This window comes from Methylophaga thalassica, from assembly GCF_030159795.1.
GTDB classification, from domain to species: Bacteria; Pseudomonadota; Gammaproteobacteria; order Nitrosococcales; family Methylophagaceae; genus Methylophaga; species Methylophaga thalassica.
Genome location: NZ_BSND01000004.1, coordinates 315,692 through 334,484, shown reverse-complemented (window position 1 = coordinate 334,484; position 18,793 = coordinate 315,692). Strand labels below are relative to the sequence as shown.

Genomic DNA, 18,793 nt, shown 5'->3' with positions numbered 1-18,793 from the left:
AAACCCTGTGAGCTCATCTCGATTCTGAATCAGACAGAGCTCGCAGCTTTTCTGCTAATGCTTTTGTATCCGTTTGATGTTCTTCTGTCGGATGAATAGTGGCAATGGTATTAATCGTCTGACGAATCTGCTGTAAATAATTACGGCAGCAGCTACAGATAACCAAATGTAAAAACAAACCGATACGTTTTCTCAAAGGCAGATCTCCTTCAAGATAGTTGCTGGCTTCTTCTGCTACATCTTTACATTGAAACATCTGCTTATAGTCCTCGGTACTCTTCAATTTTGTGATGCAATGTAGTCCGTGCCCGGTGTAAAAGCACTCTAGCATTAGACGAACTAATATCAAGAATGTTACAAATTTCTGACATGTCTAGTCCTTCCATATCATACATAGTTAACATAGCGCGCTGATTGGCGGGTAACTGGCGGAAGCTTGTTTCTATAATAATTCGTAGTTGTTCATTTTCTAACAAAGCGTCTGGCGTGTCTTCATCCCAGGGTAGGACGTCATCTAAGCGATGTCCACGTTCATCAAATTTGTCGTGTGAAACAGACTCCCAGCCGTCATCAAGCGAAACTTGACGTTGCTCGCGTTTAAAGCGGGTTTTAGCGCCGTTGCTGGTGATTTGTAATAACCAGGTTTTCAGGCTTGAGCGACCCTCAAAGTTAGGTAATGCTTTGATAGCAGATAACCAGGCATCCTGAACAATTTCATCAGCAAATGCCTCTCCAACAATAGCTCTTGCTACGGTTAACATCAGCCCGTGGTATTGAGATACGACATAGTCAAACGCTTTCGCATCGCCATTGATAAGTTGTTTAATTAAGCTTTGCTCATCGGCGGGACTCAGCTTCACTTTTTTTTTCATTTTGTTTGTAACAATCCTTTGTGAGGCTCGTCTACTATGCAAGACGGGATGAAAGCCCGTTGGAATTTTAACAACAATAGAAGGAAGTAATCATCATGGCAACATTAAATAAATCATCAATCGCTATTGCATCATTTGCAGCAGGTTTAGCGATGGCACCATCAATGGCCAGTGCAGGTAATAACCCATTTGCGTCGACCGAATTGTCGAGTGGCTATATGCAGCTTGCTGAACACCATGCTGAAGAAGGTAAATGTGGTGAAGCGAAATGTGGTGCTGAGAAAAAAGCTGAAGAAGCTAAATGCGGCGCTGAGAAAAAAGCTGAAGAAGGTAAATGCGGTGCAGAGAAAAAAGCCGAAGAAGCAAAATGTGGCGCTGAGAAAAAAGCCCATGAAGCAAGCTGTGGTGGTAATAAATAAAGTACGCTGAAAGGTCAAATAAGGGCTCATTGAGCCCTTATTTTCTTTAGGAGAACCTCATGTTTTGTCGTCTTTATCAAACAGTCTTTTATCAGTTGAATAAAACCCGTGCTTTGGATTTTATTGCACCCGTTTTGTTGCGACTATATCTAGCGCCTGTTTTTTGGGTAGCTGCCAACAACAAATGGAATCCGTTTGATGCTGATAGCTCTCTGAATAATACGATTGCCTGGTTTGCTAACCCGGACTGGGGGTTGGGTTTACCTTTTCCAGAGCTCATGGCGTATCTAGCCTGGGGGGCTGAATATTTTGGTGCCATTTTTCTGGTTCTAGGTCTGGGAGTCCGCTTAGTGTCTATTCCGCTAATGATTACGATGATCGTCGCTATGGTCACTGTCCACTGGAAAAATGGCTGGCAAGCAATTCACGACACAATGAGTCCTTTTGCTTCTGCTGATGTCAATGAAGCTATAGAGCGCTTACATAAGGCAAAAGAAATTTTGCAGGAATATGGTCATTATGACTGGTTAACGCAACATGGCAATTTCGTTGTACTGAATAATGGCATTGAGTTTGCGGCAACCTATTTTCTCATGTTGCTCGTTCTATTTTTTATCGGGGCAGGAAACTATTTGAGTGTCGATTACTGGCTGAACAGACGTTGTCAGCAAAGTGGGGAGGGTAAGTAAATGTTTTATAAAAAACAAAAATCTTGGGAAATAGCTGAATCTGAAGTCACCGATTATGAGGTCTATCAAAACCGTCGACAGTTTCTTGGTACAAGTCTGGCGGTGGGGTTGGCTGGTGCACTGCCGACAATGGCATTAGCCGATGTGACTGAACAACCGAAGCCCTTCGTTGACGTGAGTAAAAGTCCATTTTCCACCGATGAAGAAAAAACCGATTTTGAGTCCATCACCACCTATAATAATTTTTATGAATTTGGTACATCAAAGCAGGACCCTGCAATCAACGCCACTGCTTTTCCAGATAGATCTCAACCCTGGAAAGTAGTCATTGATGGTGAATGTGATAAACCCGGCACATACGATTATGAGGACCTGATAAAACCGTTCACGTTAGAAGAACGTATCTACCGAATGCGCTGTGTTGAAGGCTGGTCAATGGTCATTCCGTGGATTGGTTTCCCTCTTGCAGACTTATTAAAAAAAGCCCAGCCAAACTCCAAGGCGAAGTTTGTTGAATTCACTACCTTGTATGACCCTAAACAAATGCCTGGGCAACGGCGTGCTGTGCTTGACTGGCCTTATGTTGAAGGTTTGCGTATTGATGAAGCGATGAATCCTTTGACTTTACTTTCCGTTGGTCTCTATGGCAAAGAGTTATTGGGTCAAAATGGGGCGCCAATACGACTCGTTGTGCCATGGAAATATGGCTTTAAAGGCATAAAGTCAATTGTGCGTATTCGCTTTGTTGAAGAGATGCCTCAGACCGCATGGATGAAAGCTAACGCCAGAGAGTATGGTTTTTATTCGAATGTTAATCCTGATGTCGATCACCCTCGCTGGAGTCAGGCAAAAGAGCGTCGCATAGGGGAGTTTCTGAAACGTAAAACTTTAATGTTTAACGGCTATGGTGAACAGGTGGCAGACTTATATGCAGGCATGGATCTTAAACGTTATTTCTGAACAACGATTGTCAGCGAATACCAAAGCAAATGTCGTAAAGACGTTGTTGTTTATTGTTTGTCTGCTGCCTCTCATTTATCTTGTCTGGGGACTTTTGACGGATAACCTCGGAGCAAATCCTGTGGAAACCTTAACCAGAAGTTCTGGTTTATGGGCCTTACGTTTTTTATTAATTACTCTGTTGGTGTCGCCTATTCGTTGGTATACCGGATTAACTGCGATTGTAAAATATCGGCGTATGCTGGGCTTATATGCATTTTTTTATGCCAGCGTGCATATGCTGTTATATCTCGGCTTGGATCAGCTATTTGATATTCAGGATATCTGGAAGGATATCCTTAAAAGGCCTTTCATTACCGTAGGGTTTATCAGCTTTATACTTTTGTTGCCTCTGGTGATGACATCAACCAACAAAATGATGAAACGACTTGGTGGCAAGCGTTGGAAACGGTTACATCGCTTGACCTATGTAATAGCGACTTTATCCTGCGTGCATTTTCTTATGTTGGTGAAAGCGGATATCCGTGAACCGATCATTTATATGATTCTTCTATCATTTCTCTTCTCCATCAGATTATTTCATTCATTGAATAAAAAAAAGCTGGTCAGCCGCTGAATTTTTTCGCAAACTGATAAGCAACACCGTGAAGTCGTGGTGTGAACTAACCATAAGTCAGTAAACAAGTTTCTGTTTAAATTCTGTGTCAAGTGGCATTGTATATAGTGGTTTGAGTCATGAATTCAAACAAAAACTGTTACAATGTTCCGCTGTTATTCATCGCGTTATGATTTGAGAAGGTATTTATGACTGATTTTGTCGATCACGATCCACAGGAAACTCAAGAATGGCTTGATGCCCTTGAGTCTGTAATTGAGGCCGGTGGTGAGGAAAAAGCGCACTTTATCATTGAGAAGCTCATTGATATGGCTCGTCGCACCGGGATCAATCTCCCGTATAGCGCTAACACTGCATACGTCAACACCATCCCTGTTGATCAGCAAGAACGCATCCCTGGTGACCAGGCGATGGAACACAAGCTGAGATCTTATATTCGCTGGAATGCTATGGCGATGGTAGTGAAAGCTAATATGAAACCCGGCTCTGTCGGTGGTCATATTGCTAGCTTTTCATCAGCAGCCACCCTTTACGATGTGGGCTTTAACCACTTCTTTAAAGGTGATGAATATGGCAACGGTGCAGATATGGTTTTTGTTCAAGGCCACTCATCACCTGGTATCTATGCTCGTTCATTCCTTGAAGGCAGACTGACCGAAGAACAATTAGAAAATTTCCGTTTCGAAGTAAACGGTAAAGGTCTGTCCTCTTACCCACACCCTTGGTTGATGCCTGATTATTGGCAGTTCCCAACCGTGTCAATGGGCTTAGGTCCGATCCTCGCGATCTATCAAGCACGCTTCATGAAATACATGCAGCATCGCGATATCGTTAAAACAGAAGGCCGTCATGTCTGGGCTTATCTGGGCGATGGTGAAATGGATGAGCCGGAATCACTAGGTGCGATCACTCTTGCGGGTCGTGAGAAGCTGGATAACCTTATCTATGTAGTTAACTGTAACTTACAGCGTCTGGATGGTCCTGTTCGCGGTAACGGTAAAATCATACAAGAATTAGAAGCCTTATTCCGTGGCGCTGGCTGGAATGTCATTAAAGTCTTATGGGGTAGTGGCTGGGATCAGTTACTAGCTCGTGACACCAATGGCCTGCTACTGAAACGTATGGAAGAAGTGGTTGATGGTGAATACCAGAACTATAAAGCGAAAGATGGTGCTTACGTTCGTAAACACTTCTTTGGCAAATATCCTGAGTTGTTAGAAATGGTTTCTGACATGACGGATGAGGATATCTGGCATTTGAGTCGTGGTGGTCATGATCCAAGAAAGATCTACGCTGCTTATAAGCGAGCTGTAGACCATGTAGGCCAACCGACAGTTATCCTTGCTAAAACCGTAAAAGGTTACGGTATGGGTGAAGCCGGTGAAGGCCAAAACACCACACACCAACAGAAGAAACTGGAAATCGAACAAATGAAACGATTCCGTGATCGTTTCAATATTCCTTTAACCGATGAAGAAGTGGATAAAGTCCCATTCATCAAGCTTAAAGATGACAGCCCAGAGAAGAAATATTTACTGGAACGTCGTAAAGAGTTGGGTGGTTTCTTACCAAAACGTAATAACAGTGCACCTGCACTGAAAATTCCTGAATTAAAGCTGTTTGATGCCGTACTGAAATCAAGCGGTGATCGTGAACTTTCTACCACAATGGCGTTTGTTCGCGTCTTAACTGCACTGATTCGTGATAAACAGATCGGTAAGAATATTGTGCCAATCGTGCCAGACGAAGCCCGTACCTTCGGTATGGAAGGTCTGTTCCGTAGTGTCGGTATTTATTCCTCTTCTGGTCAACGTTATGAGCCTGAAGATTCAGGTAAAGTCATGTGGTACCGTGAAGATACCAAAGGTCAGATTCTGGAAGAAGGCATTAACGAAGCGGGTTCAATGGCTGAATGGGTTTCTGCTGCAACGGCTTACAGTAACTACAACGTTAATATGGTGCCGTTCTATATCTACTACTCGATGTTTGGTTATCAGCGTGTAGGTGATTTATGGTGGTTAGCGGGTGATATTCAAGCTAAAGGTTTCCTCATCGGGGGGACTGCAGGTCGTACGACCCTCAATGGTGAAGGTTTACAACACCAGGATGGTCACAACCTGTTGATGGCAAATGCCATTCCAAACTGCATCAGTTATGACCCAACCTATGCCTACGAAATGGCGGTTATCGTTCATGATGGTATGAAACGTATGTATGAGAAGCAGGAAAATGTCTTCTATTACATCACTGCGATGAATGAAAATTACAAACATCCTGATATGCCTGAAGGTGTCGAAGAGGGCATTATCAAAGGTCTGTATAAATTAAAAACGGGCGGTAAACACAAACTTAAAGCACAGCTTATGGGCAGTGGTACGATTCTACGTGAAGTGGAAGCGGCTGCGGAGTTGCTGGAAAAAGACTGGAAAGTCTCTGCTGATGTGTGGAGCGCGACCAGCATGAATGAATTGGTTCGTGATGGACAAGAGGTTGAACGTCACAATCGCCTCAACCCAACTGCACCGAAGAAACGCAGCTATATTTCTGAATGCTTAGATGATGCAGCTGGTGTTGTGGTTGCAGCAACAGACTATGTACGTTTATATGCAGAACAAATTCGTCCATGGGTTAAAGCGAGCTATACCGTATTAGGTACAGATGGTTTTGGCCGTAGTGATACACGTGAAGCATTGCGTAGCTTCTTCGAAGTTGACCGCTATCATGTAGTGGTTGCAACTCTGCATGCATTAGCCGATGAAGGTCAGATCAAATACGATGTGGTTGCTGATGCAATCAAGAAGTATGAGATTAATGCTGATGCAATCAACCCAGTTAAGGCATAAATAATGGCAGAATTAATTGAGTTAAAAGTTCCTGATATTGGTGACTTTGAGGCAGTCGAAATCATTGAAGTGCTTGTTGCTGTTGGCGATAGCATCGATGAAAACCAAGAAGTCATTACTGTTGAGTCTGATAAAGCGATGATGGAAATTCCAGCATCGCAAGCAGGCGTCATCAAAGAAATGAAAGTAGCCGTTGGTGATAAGGTGAGCGAAGGCACAGTTATCGCTATGCTTGAAGTGGCCGAAGGTGCTGGTGCTTCATCTGCAGAAGAAGCTAAACCCGAAGAAAAAACAGAAAAGCCAGCTGCTGCACCTACTGAAAATCCGCAGCCGAAACCGGAAGCGAAGGTTGAAGCAAGTCCTGCAGCCAATACGCCTCCAGCGGAAGCTATTCCTTATGCACCTGATAATAAATCGGGCATTCGCCGTGCACATGCTTCACCATCAGTACGTCGTTTTGCTCGTGATTTAGGGGTCGTTTTAACCTCTGTAACCGGTAGTGGTCCTAAAGGTCGTATCACCAAGGAAGATGTTCAAAACTATGTGAAACAGGTCATGACTGCACCAGCAGCTGCACCTGCTCAGACAGGTAGCGGTATCCCATCAGTACCTGTGGTGAATTTCGAACAGTTTGGTGATGTTGAAACACAAGAGTTATCTCGAATTAAGAGAATTTCTGGCAAACATTTACATGCATGCTGGCTGAATATTCCTCATGTGACTCAGTTTGATGAAGCCGACATTACGGAGTTAGATGCTTTCCGTAAAGAAAATAAAGAAATGGCTGCGAAAAAAGGCGTTAACCTCACACCTTTAGTTTTCATCATGAAAGCGGTTGTTGCCTGTCTGAAACAATTCCCTGAGTTCAACGCGTCACTTAGTGAAGACAAAGAAAGTCTGATCCTGAAAAATTATTACAACCTGGGTGTGGCTGTCGATACACCTAATGGCCTTATGGTGCCAGTAATCAAGGATGTCGATAAAAAAGGTTTCCTTGAATTAGCCGGTGAGCTCGGTGATATCAGTGCCCGTGCACGTGAAGGTTCATTAACAGCCAAAGATTTACAGGGCGGCACATTCTCTATTTCAAGTCTTGGTGGTATTGGTGGACAATTCTTTACACCTATTGTCAATGCACCTGAGGTTGCTATCTTGGGTGTCAGCCGTCATCAAATGAAACCGGTTTGGAATGGAAAAGAGTTTGTTCCACGACTGATGTTGCCATTATCTGTATCGTATGACCATCGTGTTATTGATGGTGCAGCAGGTGCACGCTTTACCGTGATGCTCAGCCAAATGTTGTCCGATATTCGTAAGGTGCTGCTATGAGTGAAATAGAAGTAAAAGTCCCGGATATTGGTGATTTTGATGCTGTTGAAATCATTGAAGTGCTGGTTAGTGAGGGTGATGTTGTTGAAGAAAATCAGGACATTATCACGCTAGAGTCAGACAAGGCTGCGATGGAGATTCCAAGCACGGCCAAAGGTAAAATTGTCAGCTTAAAAGTGGCTGTGGGTGACAAAGTATCGAAAGGTGATGTCATTCTGACGCTTGAAGCTGAACAGCCAGCTGGTGAAAACACGGATTCAAAAGCTCCAGCAACGGAAACTAAAGCTACTGCACCTGCAGCTGAAAAAACGGCACCGACACCCGCAGCGGCGCCGCAAGGTGATGCTGATGTACATGCCGAGGTATTAGTGCTGGGTTCCGGTCCTGGTGGCTACACTGCTGCGTTCAGAGCTGCTGACCTTGGTAAACAGGTTGTGATGGTAGAGCGCCATGAACGTATTGGTGGTGTTTGTCTTAACGTCGGTTGTATTCCATCTAAAGCACTGTTACACACTGCACAGATTATTAATGAAGCTGAAGAAATGTCGCATCACGGGGTTAAATTCAATAAACCTCAGATTGATATTCGTGAATTAGAATCATGGAAAAGCAGTGTTGTTAATCAGCTGACTGGGGGATTAAAAGCCTTAGCCAAAACACGCAAAGTCACGATCATTCAGGGTGAGGGGAGCTTTACCAGTCCAAACACCTTGAAAGTAGAAGGTCCTGATGGCGAGAAAACGATTTCGTTTGATAACTGCATTATTGCTGCCGGTTCTCGTGTCACTAAAATCCCGGTGTTTCCAAATGATGATCCAAGAATGATGGATTCGACCGATGCACTGGAACTGGAAGATGTACCAGAGAAATTATTGGTCATCGGCGGTGGCATTATCGGACTGGAAATGGCGACTGTCTATGATGCCTTAGGATCAAAGATCACCGTCGTTGAATTGCAGGATAGTCTGATTCCGGGTGCAGATAAAGATATCGTAAAACCATTGCTCAAACGTGTGCAGGAAAAATACGACAATATTTACCTGAACACAAAAGTCAGTAATATTGAGCCGAAAGATGACGGTTTATTGGTGACCTTTGAAGGTAAAGAGGCACCTGAACAAGCTATGTTTGACAAAATACTGGTTGCTGTCGGACGCTCACCGAACGGTAAGCTGATTAATGCTGAAGCAGCGGGTGTTATAGTGACTGATCATGGCTTTATTGAAACAGATGGCCAGATGCGTACTAACGTTCCTCATATTTTTGCCATAGGGGATATTGTTGGTCAGCCTATGTTGGCACACAAAGCCACTCATGAAGGTAAAGTTGCTGCTGAAGTTATTGCTGGACAGAAATCGGTGTTTGAACCAATGACGATTCCTTCTGTTGCTTACACCGATCCGGAAGTCGCATGGATGGGTATGAGTGAAGATGAAGCGAAAAAACAAGGTATCGACTACGTCAAAGGAGCTTTCCCATGGGCAGCCAGCGGTCGAAGCTTGAGTCTTGGCCGTGATGAAGGTCTGACAAAAGCCTTGTTTGAAAAAGAAACGGGCCGCTTGATTGGTGCTGGTATTGTCGGTCCCAATGCCGGTGAATTAATTGCTGAAGCAGTTTTAGCTTTAGAGATGGGCGCTGATGCAGAAGATATTGGTCTGACTATTCACCCGCATCCAACATTATCTGAAACACTAGGTTTTGCTGCTGAAATGGCGGAAGGTTCGATTACCGATCTGATGCCTCCACGCAAGACATTGCACTCTAAGTAAGCCTGTGTAAACTGGCTATAGCCAGTAATTAATGGGGGTATATCTGTGTTTTACACAGGTATACCCGTTTTTTTGTCTATTATTTTTATTTGAGTTAATGACGAGCAAGGGCCATTTTGATGCCACGTTAAAACCGCCACTCAAATGGGCAGGGGGGAAACGCTGGTTATTACCCGTTCTTAAACGCTACTGGAGTAAACATCAGCAATCCAGACTGGTGGAACCCTTCTGTGGTGGGCTTTCTGTCGCGCTCGGCCTGGCACCTGACCGTGCGTTACTCAATGATGTTAATCCGGCATTAATCAATTTTTACCAGCATTTAAGTGAAGGACTAGAGGTTGATATATCATTCATTAATGATGAATCAGCTTACTATCATTGTCGTGATGAATTTAATCAACTGAATGCTAAACAAAATAATCCGGCACGTGCAGCACAATTGTTCTATTACTTAAACCGAACGGGTTATAACGGTTTATGTCGTTTTAACAGTAGTGGTGGTTACAATGTGCCTTTCGGTCGCTATAAAACCATTAATTATTTAGAGAGTTTTATTGACTATCAGCCGATTTTGTCCCGTTGGCAATTCAGTTGTCAGGATTTCGAAACAATACCACTCGAATCTATGGATTTTGTGTATGCGGATCCGCCATATGACACGCCTTTTCATCAATATTCACAAAAAGGCTTTAAGTGGGAAGATCAAGAGCGGCTCGCACTTTGGTTAAGTCAGCATGATGGCCCTGTTTTATTATCAAACCAAGCCACAGATAGAATTATTGATTTATATCGACAACTTGGATTTAGACTTCGATATCTTGATGCTCCACGCTTAATAAGTTGTAAAGGAAATGGTCGTAAAGCCGTGAAAGAAGTGCTTGCAATCCATGGTTTTTGATACAATATGCGTTCTTTTTTATTCAAGTTAATTTCTATCTTGCCGATGTTATTACTATGGTGATTTAGGGATTAAGTCAGCTAATTTTTTACAGGAATAAATATCACCCATGTCTAAGATCAACAAAGTCGTTTTAGCCTATTCAGGTGGACTGGATACTTCCGTTATTTTGAAGTGGTTGCAGGATAAATATGAGTGTGAAGTAGTTACTTTCACAGCTGACCTTGGGCAGGGTGAAGAAGTTGAACCAGCCAGAGCAAAAGCAAAATCGCTGGGCATCAAAGAAATTTACATTGAAGATTTACGTGAAGAGTTTGCACGTGATTACGTTTTCCCAATGTTTCGTGCGAATGCCATCTATGAAGGCGAATACTTATTAGGCACTTCCATCGCACGTCCATTGATCGCAAAACGTTTGGTTGAGATTGCTAATCAAACCGGTGCTGAAGCGGTTTCACATGGTGCTACAGGTAAAGGTAACGACCAAGTCCGTTTTGAACTTGGTGCCTATGCCTTGAACCCTAACATTAAAGTTATCGCACCTTGGAGAGAATGGGACTTATTGTCTCGTCAAAAGCTACTTGATTACGCTGAACAGCACGGTATTCCAGTAGAAATGAAACAAGGTAAAAAGTCGCCTTATTCGATGGATGCGAACTTGTTACATATCTCCTATGAAGGCGGTATTTTGGAAGATCCATGGGCTGAACCTGAAGAGTCTATGTGGCGTTGGTCTGTGTCACCAGAAAATGCACCAGACAAAGCAACTTATCTTGAATTAACCTACGAAAAAGGTGATATCACTGCAATTAATGGTGAAGCAATGTCGCCTGCGACTGTGATGACGTATTTGAATAAAGTTGCTGGCGAAAACGGTATCGGTCGCCTGGATATTGTTGAAAATCGTTACGTCGGGATGAAGTCTCGAGGTTGTTATGAAACACCTGCGGGCACAGTAATGTTGAAAGCTCACCGTGCTATTGAATCTTTAACGCTGGACCGAGAAGTTGCACATCTTAAAGACGAATTGATGCCACGTTATGCCTCGCTGATCTACAACGGATACTGGTGGGCACCAGAGCGTGTGATGCTTCAGAAAATGATTGATGAATCACAGCAAACAGTTAACGGTAAAGTACGTATCAAATTATATAAGGGTAATGTTTCTGTGGTTGGTCGTGCGTCAGATACGGATAGCTTGTTTGATGAGTCAATTGCAACGTTTGAAGATGACGCCGGTGCTTATAATCAAAAGGATGCAGAAGGCTTCATTAAATTGAACGCCTTGCGTCTGAAAATTGCTGGGAAGGCAAAGCGTAAGGTCTAATAAACCTCACGCAGGCTTTAAGCATGGACTACAATGAATTATCTGATAAAGCCGCAGAATATATGCGGCTTGCATTGCCTCTGATGCGCAAACATGGAGTGCCAATGACACCAGATAATTATACGGTCTGGTATGAGCATGTATCTGGTGGTAACCAAGAGCTTTCGCTGTCTATCCAAGATATGGTGAAAGAAACGCCGCTATTGAGTGAAAGCCAATGCAAGACGCTGTTCAAGCGATTTTTCAATATAGAAAAAGAGCGTGAAGAAGTTTATCAAATGCGTCTTGAATTGGCGCGCTTGCTGAAAGAAGTCATTAATTTTATCTATAGCAGTGTCATGCATACGGATAAAACGAATCAGCGATTAAATGATCTAATGAGTCGGATCAATCGTGATATGTCTGCTGCAGAAATTCATCAGATTGTCGACGATATTCTCGCTGAAACACGGCAGGCGATGAATAGTGGTGAGTTGCTGACTGAGCGTTTAAATACCGCGATGACTGAGGTAGAAAAACTCAAGAAAGAGTTTGACGTTTCTAAGCAAGAAGCAAAAACAGACACATTGACAGGCTTAGCTAACCGTAAAGCCTTTGATGATGTGGTAAGCAAAGTCACCAATGATGCAGATGATTCCGGACTGGATGTCTGCATTATCTTCGCCGACCTTGATATGTTTAAAAATATTAATGATAAACATGGGCACTTGGTGGGTGATCAGGTGCTGCGTGTGGTGGCGAATGCATTAAAAGATAGTGTTAAAGGACGTGATCTTGTTGCAAGATATGGTGGTGAGGAATTTGCCATTGTCTTATTGAATACCAGCCTGCAGAATGCAAAAAATGTTGCTGAAAATATTCGTCAGGAAATTGCTTCTAAACGTATACAGCGCAAAGATACCAGGGAGTCACTGGGTGTTATCACCATGTCATTTGGTGTGGCACGTTATGTTAGCTCTGAAGGTAGTGAGAGCTTCATGCAGCGAGCTGACAGAGCTTTATATATGTCTAAGAGGAAAGGGCGCAACTGTGTGTCAGAAGCGCCACCCCCAATCATTTAGTTTCGTCTGGAAACTTGTCTGTAAACAGGACTTCATCTAGCTCTAACTGTCCCGAGCGTGGACGTGCTTCCTGTAGTTTTTTACCGATTGTAATCATCATTACAATGACGTGATCATGAGGCAAATTGATAATTCTTGCCACTTTATCAAAGTCAAAACCATCCATTGGGCATGAATCATAACCCATGCCTTTTGCCATTAACATAATAGTGCTGGCAGCAATGCCGACAGATCGAAAACATTCATCGCGCTGCCCCTGATGATGGTTGGTGTAATAACCTTCAATGGCTGGCAGCATGAAGTCTTGCACTTCTTTTGGAGCATGACGCCAGTAGCGTTGAGGATCTTTCTCCCAGGCATTTAAATCGGCACACAGCACTAATAACATCGACGAATCTGTGACTTGAGCTTGACCGTAACTGGCTTCGCGGATTTCTTGACGAAGCTGTTTATCTTCAACATTAATAAAACGCCAGTGCTGAAGATTAAATGCTGTTGGAGATAATATCGCATGCTCCATTAATGTTCTGACTTCTTCTTTTGTCATTGTGTGGTCAGGGTCATAATGTTTAACAGAACGACGGGTAAGAATCGCTTCTTTGATATCCATAAATACTCTTGTGATTAATTTGAAGATGTTTCGACTTTCAGATAGATAATTTGTTGCTGGCCTTGATGTGTTTGATACTGTTTCAGCCCCTCTTTTTGTTCATGCTGATCTTCTGAAACATAGGCTATTTCTATCCATTGGCCTAATTTGCCATGTACGGTGCTGATAAGGTTACTACTGTTAATTTGCCCATCGTGGCTACGGTCAGAGAAAAAAGGGTGTATTTCTACCTTCACATTATTATCTGACAGCAAAAAGGGGACAGCCATAAATCCTCTTGAGGTCGATATATATTGTGTATTCGAGGCGAAACCGATATTGCCATTGGCGTTAACGAAGTATAGATAGTCTTTTTCTGGTCTAGCATTACCGATATTGATAGCAATCGGCTGTCCAGCAATACCTTGCGCGCTATAACGATTATTTTTATCGTCTTTGCCTTTTGTTGACCATTGTTTTATTGATACTGATGCATTGGGTTCTTCCGTGGACAGTTCGATATTGGCCTGATGACCAGACTGATGATTGAGCTGTTCAGATGTCTGCCAGACAGTGACCAGAACAGACTTCAGAGGAACATCCAGCTTTTTAATCAGCTGTTCAACATTTGCTACAGTAGCGCGATCAGACTTCAAAATAAGCATATTGTCGTACGCTTTTATCGTGGCTGACTCGGGGAGAAAAGGGCGGACTTGATCGACAACCTCACTTGCCAAGCGATGCTTCAGGCTGATGGTATGAATGTCGGAATCTGCAAATAAGCTCTTGCAGAACATTAGTATCGCAACGGTCAGAATGAGTTTTTTCATAATTGCAAACGCCTCGTATTCACATCAAACTGGCTTCTTGACCACATGTCCTCGAAGTCCTTTTTTCTATTACTGACCTGACGTACAGCATCAAAGTCAACTATACCCTCGTAACGGGCAGAATTGGGACAATATAAAAATGCCTTATTATCTATCAATAGATACATATAACGAGATTTCTGATCTTGCTTATCTGCAATATGAATTTGAATTTTACTGGACAACCTCTGCGCTAAAGGAATAAGTAAATGCCTTTGGGCAGTTGTTTGCTGAGTACTGTGCACTAAAAAGCGAATACCGCAGCGCTGGCTTTGGTTAATAAAGGCGATTAATTTATCGACGACAATTTGATTATTGAATAAAACACTATCCAACTCAGGTCCACAAAAACAAATTTCCTGTCTGGCGGACTCGATGAGTTCGATAGTGTAGCGGCTTGCATATTCCCGACTGTCGAACGGTATAGATTGATCGTCAGTCGGGATACTCTCACTCATGCTTAACCGTTTTTGGCTTGTTCTGCTGCGTTGCCAAGATAATTAGCGGGTGTCATCGCCTTTAATTTATCTTTGGCTTCTTGAGGCATATCAAGTCCATCAATGAACGCTTGCATGATGTCTTTATTAACGCGTTGGCCACGCGTTAAATCTTTCAGCTTTTCATATGGATTTTCAATACCGTAACGACGCATCACCGTTTGGATTGGTTCAGCTAATAATTCCCAGTTAGCATCCAAATCAGCGGCCATAACCTCAGGTGCAGGGTCAAGTTTGCTGATGCCTTTTAATGCTGAGCTGTATGACAATAGTGAATGTGCAAAACCTACGCCTAAGTTGCGTAATACAGTAGAGTCAGTCAGATCTCGCTGCCATCTGGAAATAGGCAATTTGAGCGCTAAATGATCAAATACAGCATTGGCTATGCCCAGATTGCCCTCAGCATTTTCAAAGTCGATGGGATTCACTTTATGGGGCATGGTCGAAGAACCAATTTCGCCTTTCACAGTTTTTTGTTTGAAGTAACCGATAGAGATATAACTCCAGACGTCACGACAGAAATCAATCAGCACAGTATTGAATCGAATCATGGCCTGAAATAATTCAGCCATATAGTCATGGGGTTCAATTTGTGTTGTGTATTTATTCCAACGCAGTCCGAGTCCTGTCACAAAGGCATTTGCCATCATTGGCCAGTCAACATCAGGGTAGGCTGCATAATGAGCATTATAATTACCTACAGCGCCGTTCATTTTACCGTATAGTAAAACAGCTGCTACATGGGTGCGTTGCAGCTCCAGACGCTGTACCACATTGGCCAACTCTTTACCTAATGTGGTTGGTGAAGCAGGTTGACCATGGGTACGCGACATCATTGGTGTATCAGTATGTTGTTGTGCCACCTTACGGATAGCAGCAATAACGGTATCCATTTCTGGCAAAATCACTTTCTCACGAGCATTTTTCAGCATGATGCCGTAAGCCGTATTATTGATATCTTCTGAAGTGCAGGCAAAGTGAACGAATTCACTGACGGCGTTCAGTTCTGCATTGTCTTTAAATTTTCTTTTGATGAAATATTCAACGGCTTTAACATCGTGATTCGTTTCACGCTCAATATTTTTTATTTCCTGAGCATCTTCAACCGAGAAGTTATTAATAATGTTATCTAAAAAAGCTTCTGCTTCTTGACTAAGTTTCGGTACTTCCTGAATACTGGCATTATTACCGAGTAAATGTAGCCAGCGAAGTTCTACTTCTACACGGGCGCGCAGTAGTCCATACTCACTAAAGAATGGGCGCAGCGCTTCAGTTTTTCCGGCATAGCGGCCATCAACCGGTGAAATCGCGGTCAAAGCGGTTAAATCCATGAATACTCCGATGAAAGATTTAGTTAATAAATTTGTGCAAAATTATAGCAGAGTTCGCTCGTACTAAACGCTTTCAGGTAAAATGTCACCGTTTCATTCTCAAACTTTGGGGTACACATACGTGCTGAAAGAATATCAATCGCAAGTTGAAGAACGTGCCAAACTTGGCTTACCACCGTTACCACTTGATGCTGAACAAGTTTCTACCTTAGTCGAACAACTCAAAAATGGCAGTGATGACAGTGAAGCATTACTCGAACTCCTGATTCACAGAGTTCCGCCAGGCGTCGACCAAGCGGCCTATGTGAAAGCAGGCTTTCTCACCGATATTGGAAAAGGTGAAGTTAAATGTGCTTTGATTTCACCCGTAAAGGCGACTGAATTACTCGGTACGATGATGGGTGGTTACAATGTGCAATCATTGATTCAGCTACTTGATATTGAAGAAACAGCGGCGACGGCTGAGAAAGCATTATGCAAAACACTGATGGTTTACGATGCGTATCATGACGTGGTTGAAAAAGCTGAAACCAATGACTATGCAAAGCGCGTATTACAATCTTGGGCTGACGCTGAGTGGTTTACCTCACGACCTAAATTAGCAGAACAGATCACGCTAACGGTATTTAAAGTCCCGGGCGAGACGAATACTGATGATTTATCACCAGCAACTGAAGCCTGGAGCCGCCCAGATATTCCATTACATGCAAAAGCCATGCTTGTCAGCAAAATGGATGATCCCATTGATGATATCGAGAAATTGAAAGAAAAGGGCCATCCACTAGCCTTTGTTGGCGACGTGGTAGGAACCGGATCTTCAAGAAAATCAGCGATCAACTCAGTGTTGTGGCACATGGGCCACGATATCCCTTATGTACCTAATAAACGTCAGGGTGGCGTCATTCTCGGTAACAATATTGCTCCTATCTTCTTTAATACAGCCGAAGATTCTGGCGCGATGCCGATTGAATGTGATGTCCAGAACATGGAAACAGGTGACGTTATTACGATTCTGCCTTATGAAGGCAAGATATTAAACGAAGCGGGCAATGTCATCAGTGAATTCAGTATGCGTCCAACCACACTGGCTGATGAGGTGCGTGCCGGAGGTCGTATTCCACTGATCATTGGTCGTGGCCTGACCGATAAAGCCCGTGAAACACTTGGCTTACCTCCCTCTGATATTTTTGTACGCCCAGTTGAACCTGTTGATACCGGTAAAGGTTTCACACTGGCGCAGAAAATGGTTGGCCGTGCTTGTGGTGTGGATGGAGTTCGTCCTAACAGTTACTGCGAACCTAAGGTCACTACTGTTGGTTCACAGGATACAACGGGCGCAATGACGCGTGATGAGTTAAAAGAATTAGCCTGTTTAGGTTTTTCTGCTGACCTGGTTATGCAGTCTTTCTGTCATACCGCTGCTTATCCAAAACCGGTTGATATTAAGTTACAGCATGAACTACCTGACTTTATCAGTACACGTGGTGGTGTTTCATTACGTCCAGGCGACGGTATTATTCACTCGTGGTTAAACCGCATGATTTTGCCTGATACCGTGGGTACGGGTGGTGACTCGCATACTCGTTTCCCCATTGGTATTAGTTTCCCGGCTGGCTCAGGCCTGGTGGCATTTGGTGCTGCTCTTGGGGTCATGCCACTGGATATGCCGGAGTCAGTGCTGGTTAAATTTAAAGGGGAAATGCAGCCCGGCATCACCTTGCGTGACCTGGTAAATGCGATTCCATACGCCGCTATTCAACAAGGTTTATTAACGGTTGAGAAAAAAGGTAAGAAAAATATTTTCAATGGCCGCGTGCTGGAAATTGAAGGTTTGCCTGATCTCAAAGTAGAGCAGGCATTTGAATTATCTGATGCTTCTGCTGAACGTAGTGCAAATGGTTGTACCGTGCGTTTGAATAAAGAACCTATTATTGAGTTCTTAAATTCAAATATGGCGCTGATGGAATGGATGATTGCGGAAGGTTATCAGGACGAGCGTACTTTACGTCGTCGCATTGATAGCATGAAAGCCTGGTTGGATGATCCACAGTTATTAGAACCTGATGCTGATGCAGAATATGCCGCAGTCATCGAAATTGACTTGAATGAAATTAAAGAACCTCTGTTGGCTTGCCCGAACGATCCTGATGACATTAAACCATTGTCAGAGCTTCAAGGTAATAAAATCGATGAGGTGTTTATTGGTTCATGTATGACCAATATCGGTCATTATCGTGCGGCAAGCAAAGTGTTGGAAAATATGCGTAATTTACCTGTTAAGTTATGGATTGCCCCACCAACCAAAATGGATAAATTCCAGCTGACTGAAGAAGGGGTTTACAGTACCTTTGGACGTGTAGGTGCCCGTACAGAAACACCCGGATGTTCTTTATGTATGGGCAATCAGGCTCGGGTAGCTGATGGAGCGACTGTGGTTTCTACATCAACACGTAACTTCCCGAACCGTTTGGGCAATAACGCCGATGTGTATCTGTCTTCAGCTGAGCTTGCTGCAGTAGTGGCCAGTATTGGACGTCTACCCACCGTTGCCGAATACCTTGAAGCGGTAGCAGGGATTAAACCGATGGCGGCAGAAATTTATCGTTATCTCAACTTCCATGAGATGGATGAATATCGACGTGCTGCCAGCTAATTACTAGTCGTATCGTATGAAACTAAAAAGGCTGTTTTTGTGATAAAAGCAGCCTTTTTTATATCTGAGAA

At 43.3% G+C, this 18,793-nt stretch carries 17 protein-coding genes; 11 read left to right on the top strand and 6 right to left on the bottom strand.

What is annotated here, in order from left to right:
- Window positions 1-13: 13 nt before the first annotated feature.
- On the bottom strand, window positions 14-256 hold the full coding sequence (locus QQL60_RS06480; RefSeq protein ID WP_007144892.1) for an anti-sigma factor family protein: 243 nt from the start codon (window positions 254-256) through the stop codon (window positions 14-16).
- A gap of 4 nt (window positions 257-260) precedes the next feature.
- Window positions 261-872, bottom strand: coding sequence for an RNA polymerase sigma factor (locus QQL60_RS06475; protein WP_007144893.1), 612 nt, complete (start codon window positions 870-872; stop codon window positions 261-263).
- Window positions 873-967: 95 nt separating this feature from the next.
- On the opposite strand from QQL60_RS06475, the gene QQL60_RS06470 reads away from it, so the two are divergent.
- The 10 genes from QQL60_RS06470 to QQL60_RS06425 all read left to right on the top strand — a co-directional run bounded on the left by QQL60_RS06470 (window position 968) and on the right by QQL60_RS06425 (window position 12,783).
- Window positions 968-1,291, top strand: a complete 324-nt coding sequence (locus QQL60_RS06470) for an HvfA family oxazolone/thioamide-modified RiPP metallophore (RefSeq protein ID WP_007144894.1) — start codon at window positions 968-970, stop codon at window positions 1,289-1,291.
- A gap of 59 nt (window positions 1,292-1,350) precedes the next feature.
- Window positions 1,351-1,980: an HvfX family Cu-binding RiPP maturation protein gene (locus QQL60_RS06465; RefSeq protein ID WP_284722796.1), complete on the top strand. Its 630-nt coding sequence runs from the start codon at window positions 1,351-1,353 to the stop codon at window positions 1,978-1,980.
- Window positions 1,981-2,940, top strand: coding sequence for a protein-methionine-sulfoxide reductase catalytic subunit MsrP (gene msrP / locus QQL60_RS06460; protein WP_284722795.1), 960 nt, complete (start codon window positions 1,981-1,983; stop codon window positions 2,938-2,940).
- Entirely contained in the window at window positions 2,909-3,556 is a 648-nt protein-coding gene (gene msrQ, locus QQL60_RS06455; RefSeq protein WP_284451280.1) for a protein-methionine-sulfoxide reductase heme-binding subunit MsrQ, read from the top strand. Before msrP ends, msrQ begins: the two co-directional genes overlap by 32 nt.
- 188 nt (window positions 3,557-3,744) lie before the next feature.
- On the top strand, window positions 3,745-6,399 hold the full coding sequence (gene aceE, locus QQL60_RS06450) for a pyruvate dehydrogenase (acetyl-transferring), homodimeric type (protein ID WP_007144898.1): 2,655 nt from the start codon (window positions 3,745-3,747) through the stop codon (window positions 6,397-6,399).
- A 3-nt stretch (window positions 6,400-6,402) separates the two neighbouring features.
- On the top strand, window positions 6,403-7,728 hold the full coding sequence (locus tag QQL60_RS06445) for a dihydrolipoyllysine-residue acetyltransferase (RefSeq protein ID WP_284722794.1): 1,326 nt from the start codon (window positions 6,403-6,405) through the stop codon (window positions 7,726-7,728).
- Entirely contained in the window at window positions 7,725-9,497 is a 1,773-nt protein-coding gene (gene lpdA, locus QQL60_RS06440; RefSeq protein WP_273180629.1) for a dihydrolipoyl dehydrogenase, read from the top strand. Before QQL60_RS06445 ends, lpdA begins: the two co-directional genes overlap by 4 nt.
- 97 nt (window positions 9,498-9,594) lie before the next feature.
- Window positions 9,595-10,395 (top strand): DNA adenine methylase, encoded by an 801-nt coding sequence (locus tag QQL60_RS06435; protein WP_284722793.1) that lies wholly within the window; start codon window positions 9,595-9,597, stop codon window positions 10,393-10,395.
- Window positions 10,396-10,504: 109 nt separating this feature from the next.
- A complete protein-coding gene (locus QQL60_RS06430; protein ID WP_007144902.1) occupies window positions 10,505-11,722 on the top strand; it encodes an argininosuccinate synthase in 1,218 nt (405 codons plus the stop codon).
- Between the two features lie 23 nt (window positions 11,723-11,745).
- Window positions 11,746-12,783 carry a GGDEF domain-containing protein gene (locus QQL60_RS06425; protein ID WP_007144903.1) on the top strand — a complete coding sequence of 346 codons (1,038 nt, stop codon included), beginning with the start codon at window positions 11,746-11,748 and terminating at the stop codon, window positions 12,781-12,783.
- Here the strand turns inward: QQL60_RS06425 and QQL60_RS06420 are convergent.
- Genes QQL60_RS06420 through purB form a run of 4 tightly spaced genes read right to left on the bottom strand, consistent with a single transcriptional unit; the run spans window position 12,776 to window position 16,069 of the window.
- Window positions 12,776-13,393, bottom strand: coding sequence for a nitroreductase family protein (locus tag QQL60_RS06420; protein WP_007144904.1), 618 nt, complete (start codon window positions 13,391-13,393; stop codon window positions 12,776-12,778). The genes QQL60_RS06425 and QQL60_RS06420 overlap by 8 nt on opposite strands.
- A 14-nt stretch (window positions 13,394-13,407) precedes the next feature.
- Window positions 13,408-14,202, bottom strand: a complete 795-nt coding sequence (locus QQL60_RS06415) for a secretin N-terminal domain-containing protein (protein ID WP_007144905.1) — start codon at window positions 14,200-14,202, stop codon at window positions 13,408-13,410.
- Complete coding sequence (locus tag QQL60_RS06410) at window positions 14,199-14,699, bottom strand: DUF7931 domain-containing protein (protein WP_007144906.1); 501 nt, start codon at window positions 14,697-14,699, stop codon at window positions 14,199-14,201. The genes QQL60_RS06415 and QQL60_RS06410 overlap by 4 nt, the downstream gene beginning before the upstream one ends.
- Window positions 14,700-14,701: 2 nt before the next feature.
- Window positions 14,702-16,069: an adenylosuccinate lyase gene (gene purB, locus QQL60_RS06405; protein WP_007144907.1), complete on the bottom strand. Its 1,368-nt coding sequence runs from the start codon at window positions 16,067-16,069 to the stop codon at window positions 14,702-14,704.
- Between the two features lie 121 nt (window positions 16,070-16,190).
- On the opposite strand from purB, the gene acnB reads away from it, so the two are divergent.
- Window positions 16,191-18,722: a bifunctional aconitate hydratase 2/2-methylisocitrate dehydratase gene (acnB, locus tag QQL60_RS06400; protein WP_284722792.1), complete on the top strand. Its 2,532-nt coding sequence runs from the start codon at window positions 16,191-16,193 to the stop codon at window positions 18,720-18,722.
- The last annotated feature ends 71 nt before the right edge of the window (window positions 18,723-18,793 follow it).

Excerpts from the sequence above, each read along its gene's own strand:
- QQL60_RS06475 (WP_007144893.1), bottom strand. The coding sequence starts at position 872 with ATGAAAAAAAAAGTGAAGCTGAGTCCCGCCGATGAGCAAAGCTTAATT.
- aceE (WP_007144898.1), top strand. The coding sequence starts at position 3,745 with ATGACTGATTTTGTCGATCACGATCCACAGGAAACTCAAGAATGGCTT.
- lpdA (WP_273180629.1), top strand. The coding sequence starts at position 7,725 with ATGAGTGAAATAGAAGTAAAAGTCCCGGATATTGGTGATTTTGATGCT.
- QQL60_RS06430 (WP_007144902.1), top strand. The coding sequence starts at position 10,505 with ATGTCTAAGATCAACAAAGTCGTTTTAGCCTATTCAGGTGGACTGGAT.
- QQL60_RS06445 (WP_284722794.1), top strand. The coding sequence starts at position 6,403 with ATGGCAGAATTAATTGAGTTAAAAGTTCCTGATATTGGTGACTTTGAG.
- QQL60_RS06420 (WP_007144904.1), bottom strand. The coding sequence starts at position 13,393 with ATGGATATCAAAGAAGCGATTCTTACCCGTCGTTCTGTTAAACATTAT.
- QQL60_RS06470 (WP_007144894.1), top strand. The coding sequence starts at position 968 with ATGGCAACATTAAATAAATCATCAATCGCTATTGCATCATTTGCAGCA.
- QQL60_RS06415 (WP_007144905.1), bottom strand. The coding sequence starts at position 14,202 with ATGAAAAAACTCATTCTGACCGTTGCGATACTAATGTTCTGCAAGAGC.
- QQL60_RS06465 (WP_284722796.1), top strand. The coding sequence starts at position 1,351 with ATGTTTTGTCGTCTTTATCAAACAGTCTTTTATCAGTTGAATAAAACC.
- QQL60_RS06435 (WP_284722793.1), top strand. The coding sequence starts at position 9,595 with ATGACGAGCAAGGGCCATTTTGATGCCACGTTAAAACCGCCACTCAAA.
- QQL60_RS06480 (WP_007144892.1), bottom strand. The coding sequence starts at position 256 with ATGTTTCAATGTAAAGATGTAGCAGAAGAAGCCAGCAACTATCTTGAA.
- QQL60_RS06425 (WP_007144903.1), top strand. The coding sequence starts at position 11,746 with ATGGACTACAATGAATTATCTGATAAAGCCGCAGAATATATGCGGCTT.
- msrP (WP_284722795.1), top strand. The coding sequence starts at position 1,981 with ATGTTTTATAAAAAACAAAAATCTTGGGAAATAGCTGAATCTGAAGTC.
- msrQ (WP_284451280.1), top strand. The coding sequence starts at position 2,909 with ATGCAGGCATGGATCTTAAACGTTATTTCTGAACAACGATTGTCAGCG.
- QQL60_RS06410 (WP_007144906.1), bottom strand. The coding sequence starts at position 14,699 with ATGAGTGAGAGTATCCCGACTGACGATCAATCTATACCGTTCGACAGT.
- purB (WP_007144907.1), bottom strand. The coding sequence starts at position 16,069 with ATGGATTTAACCGCTTTGACCGCGATTTCACCGGTTGATGGCCGCTAT.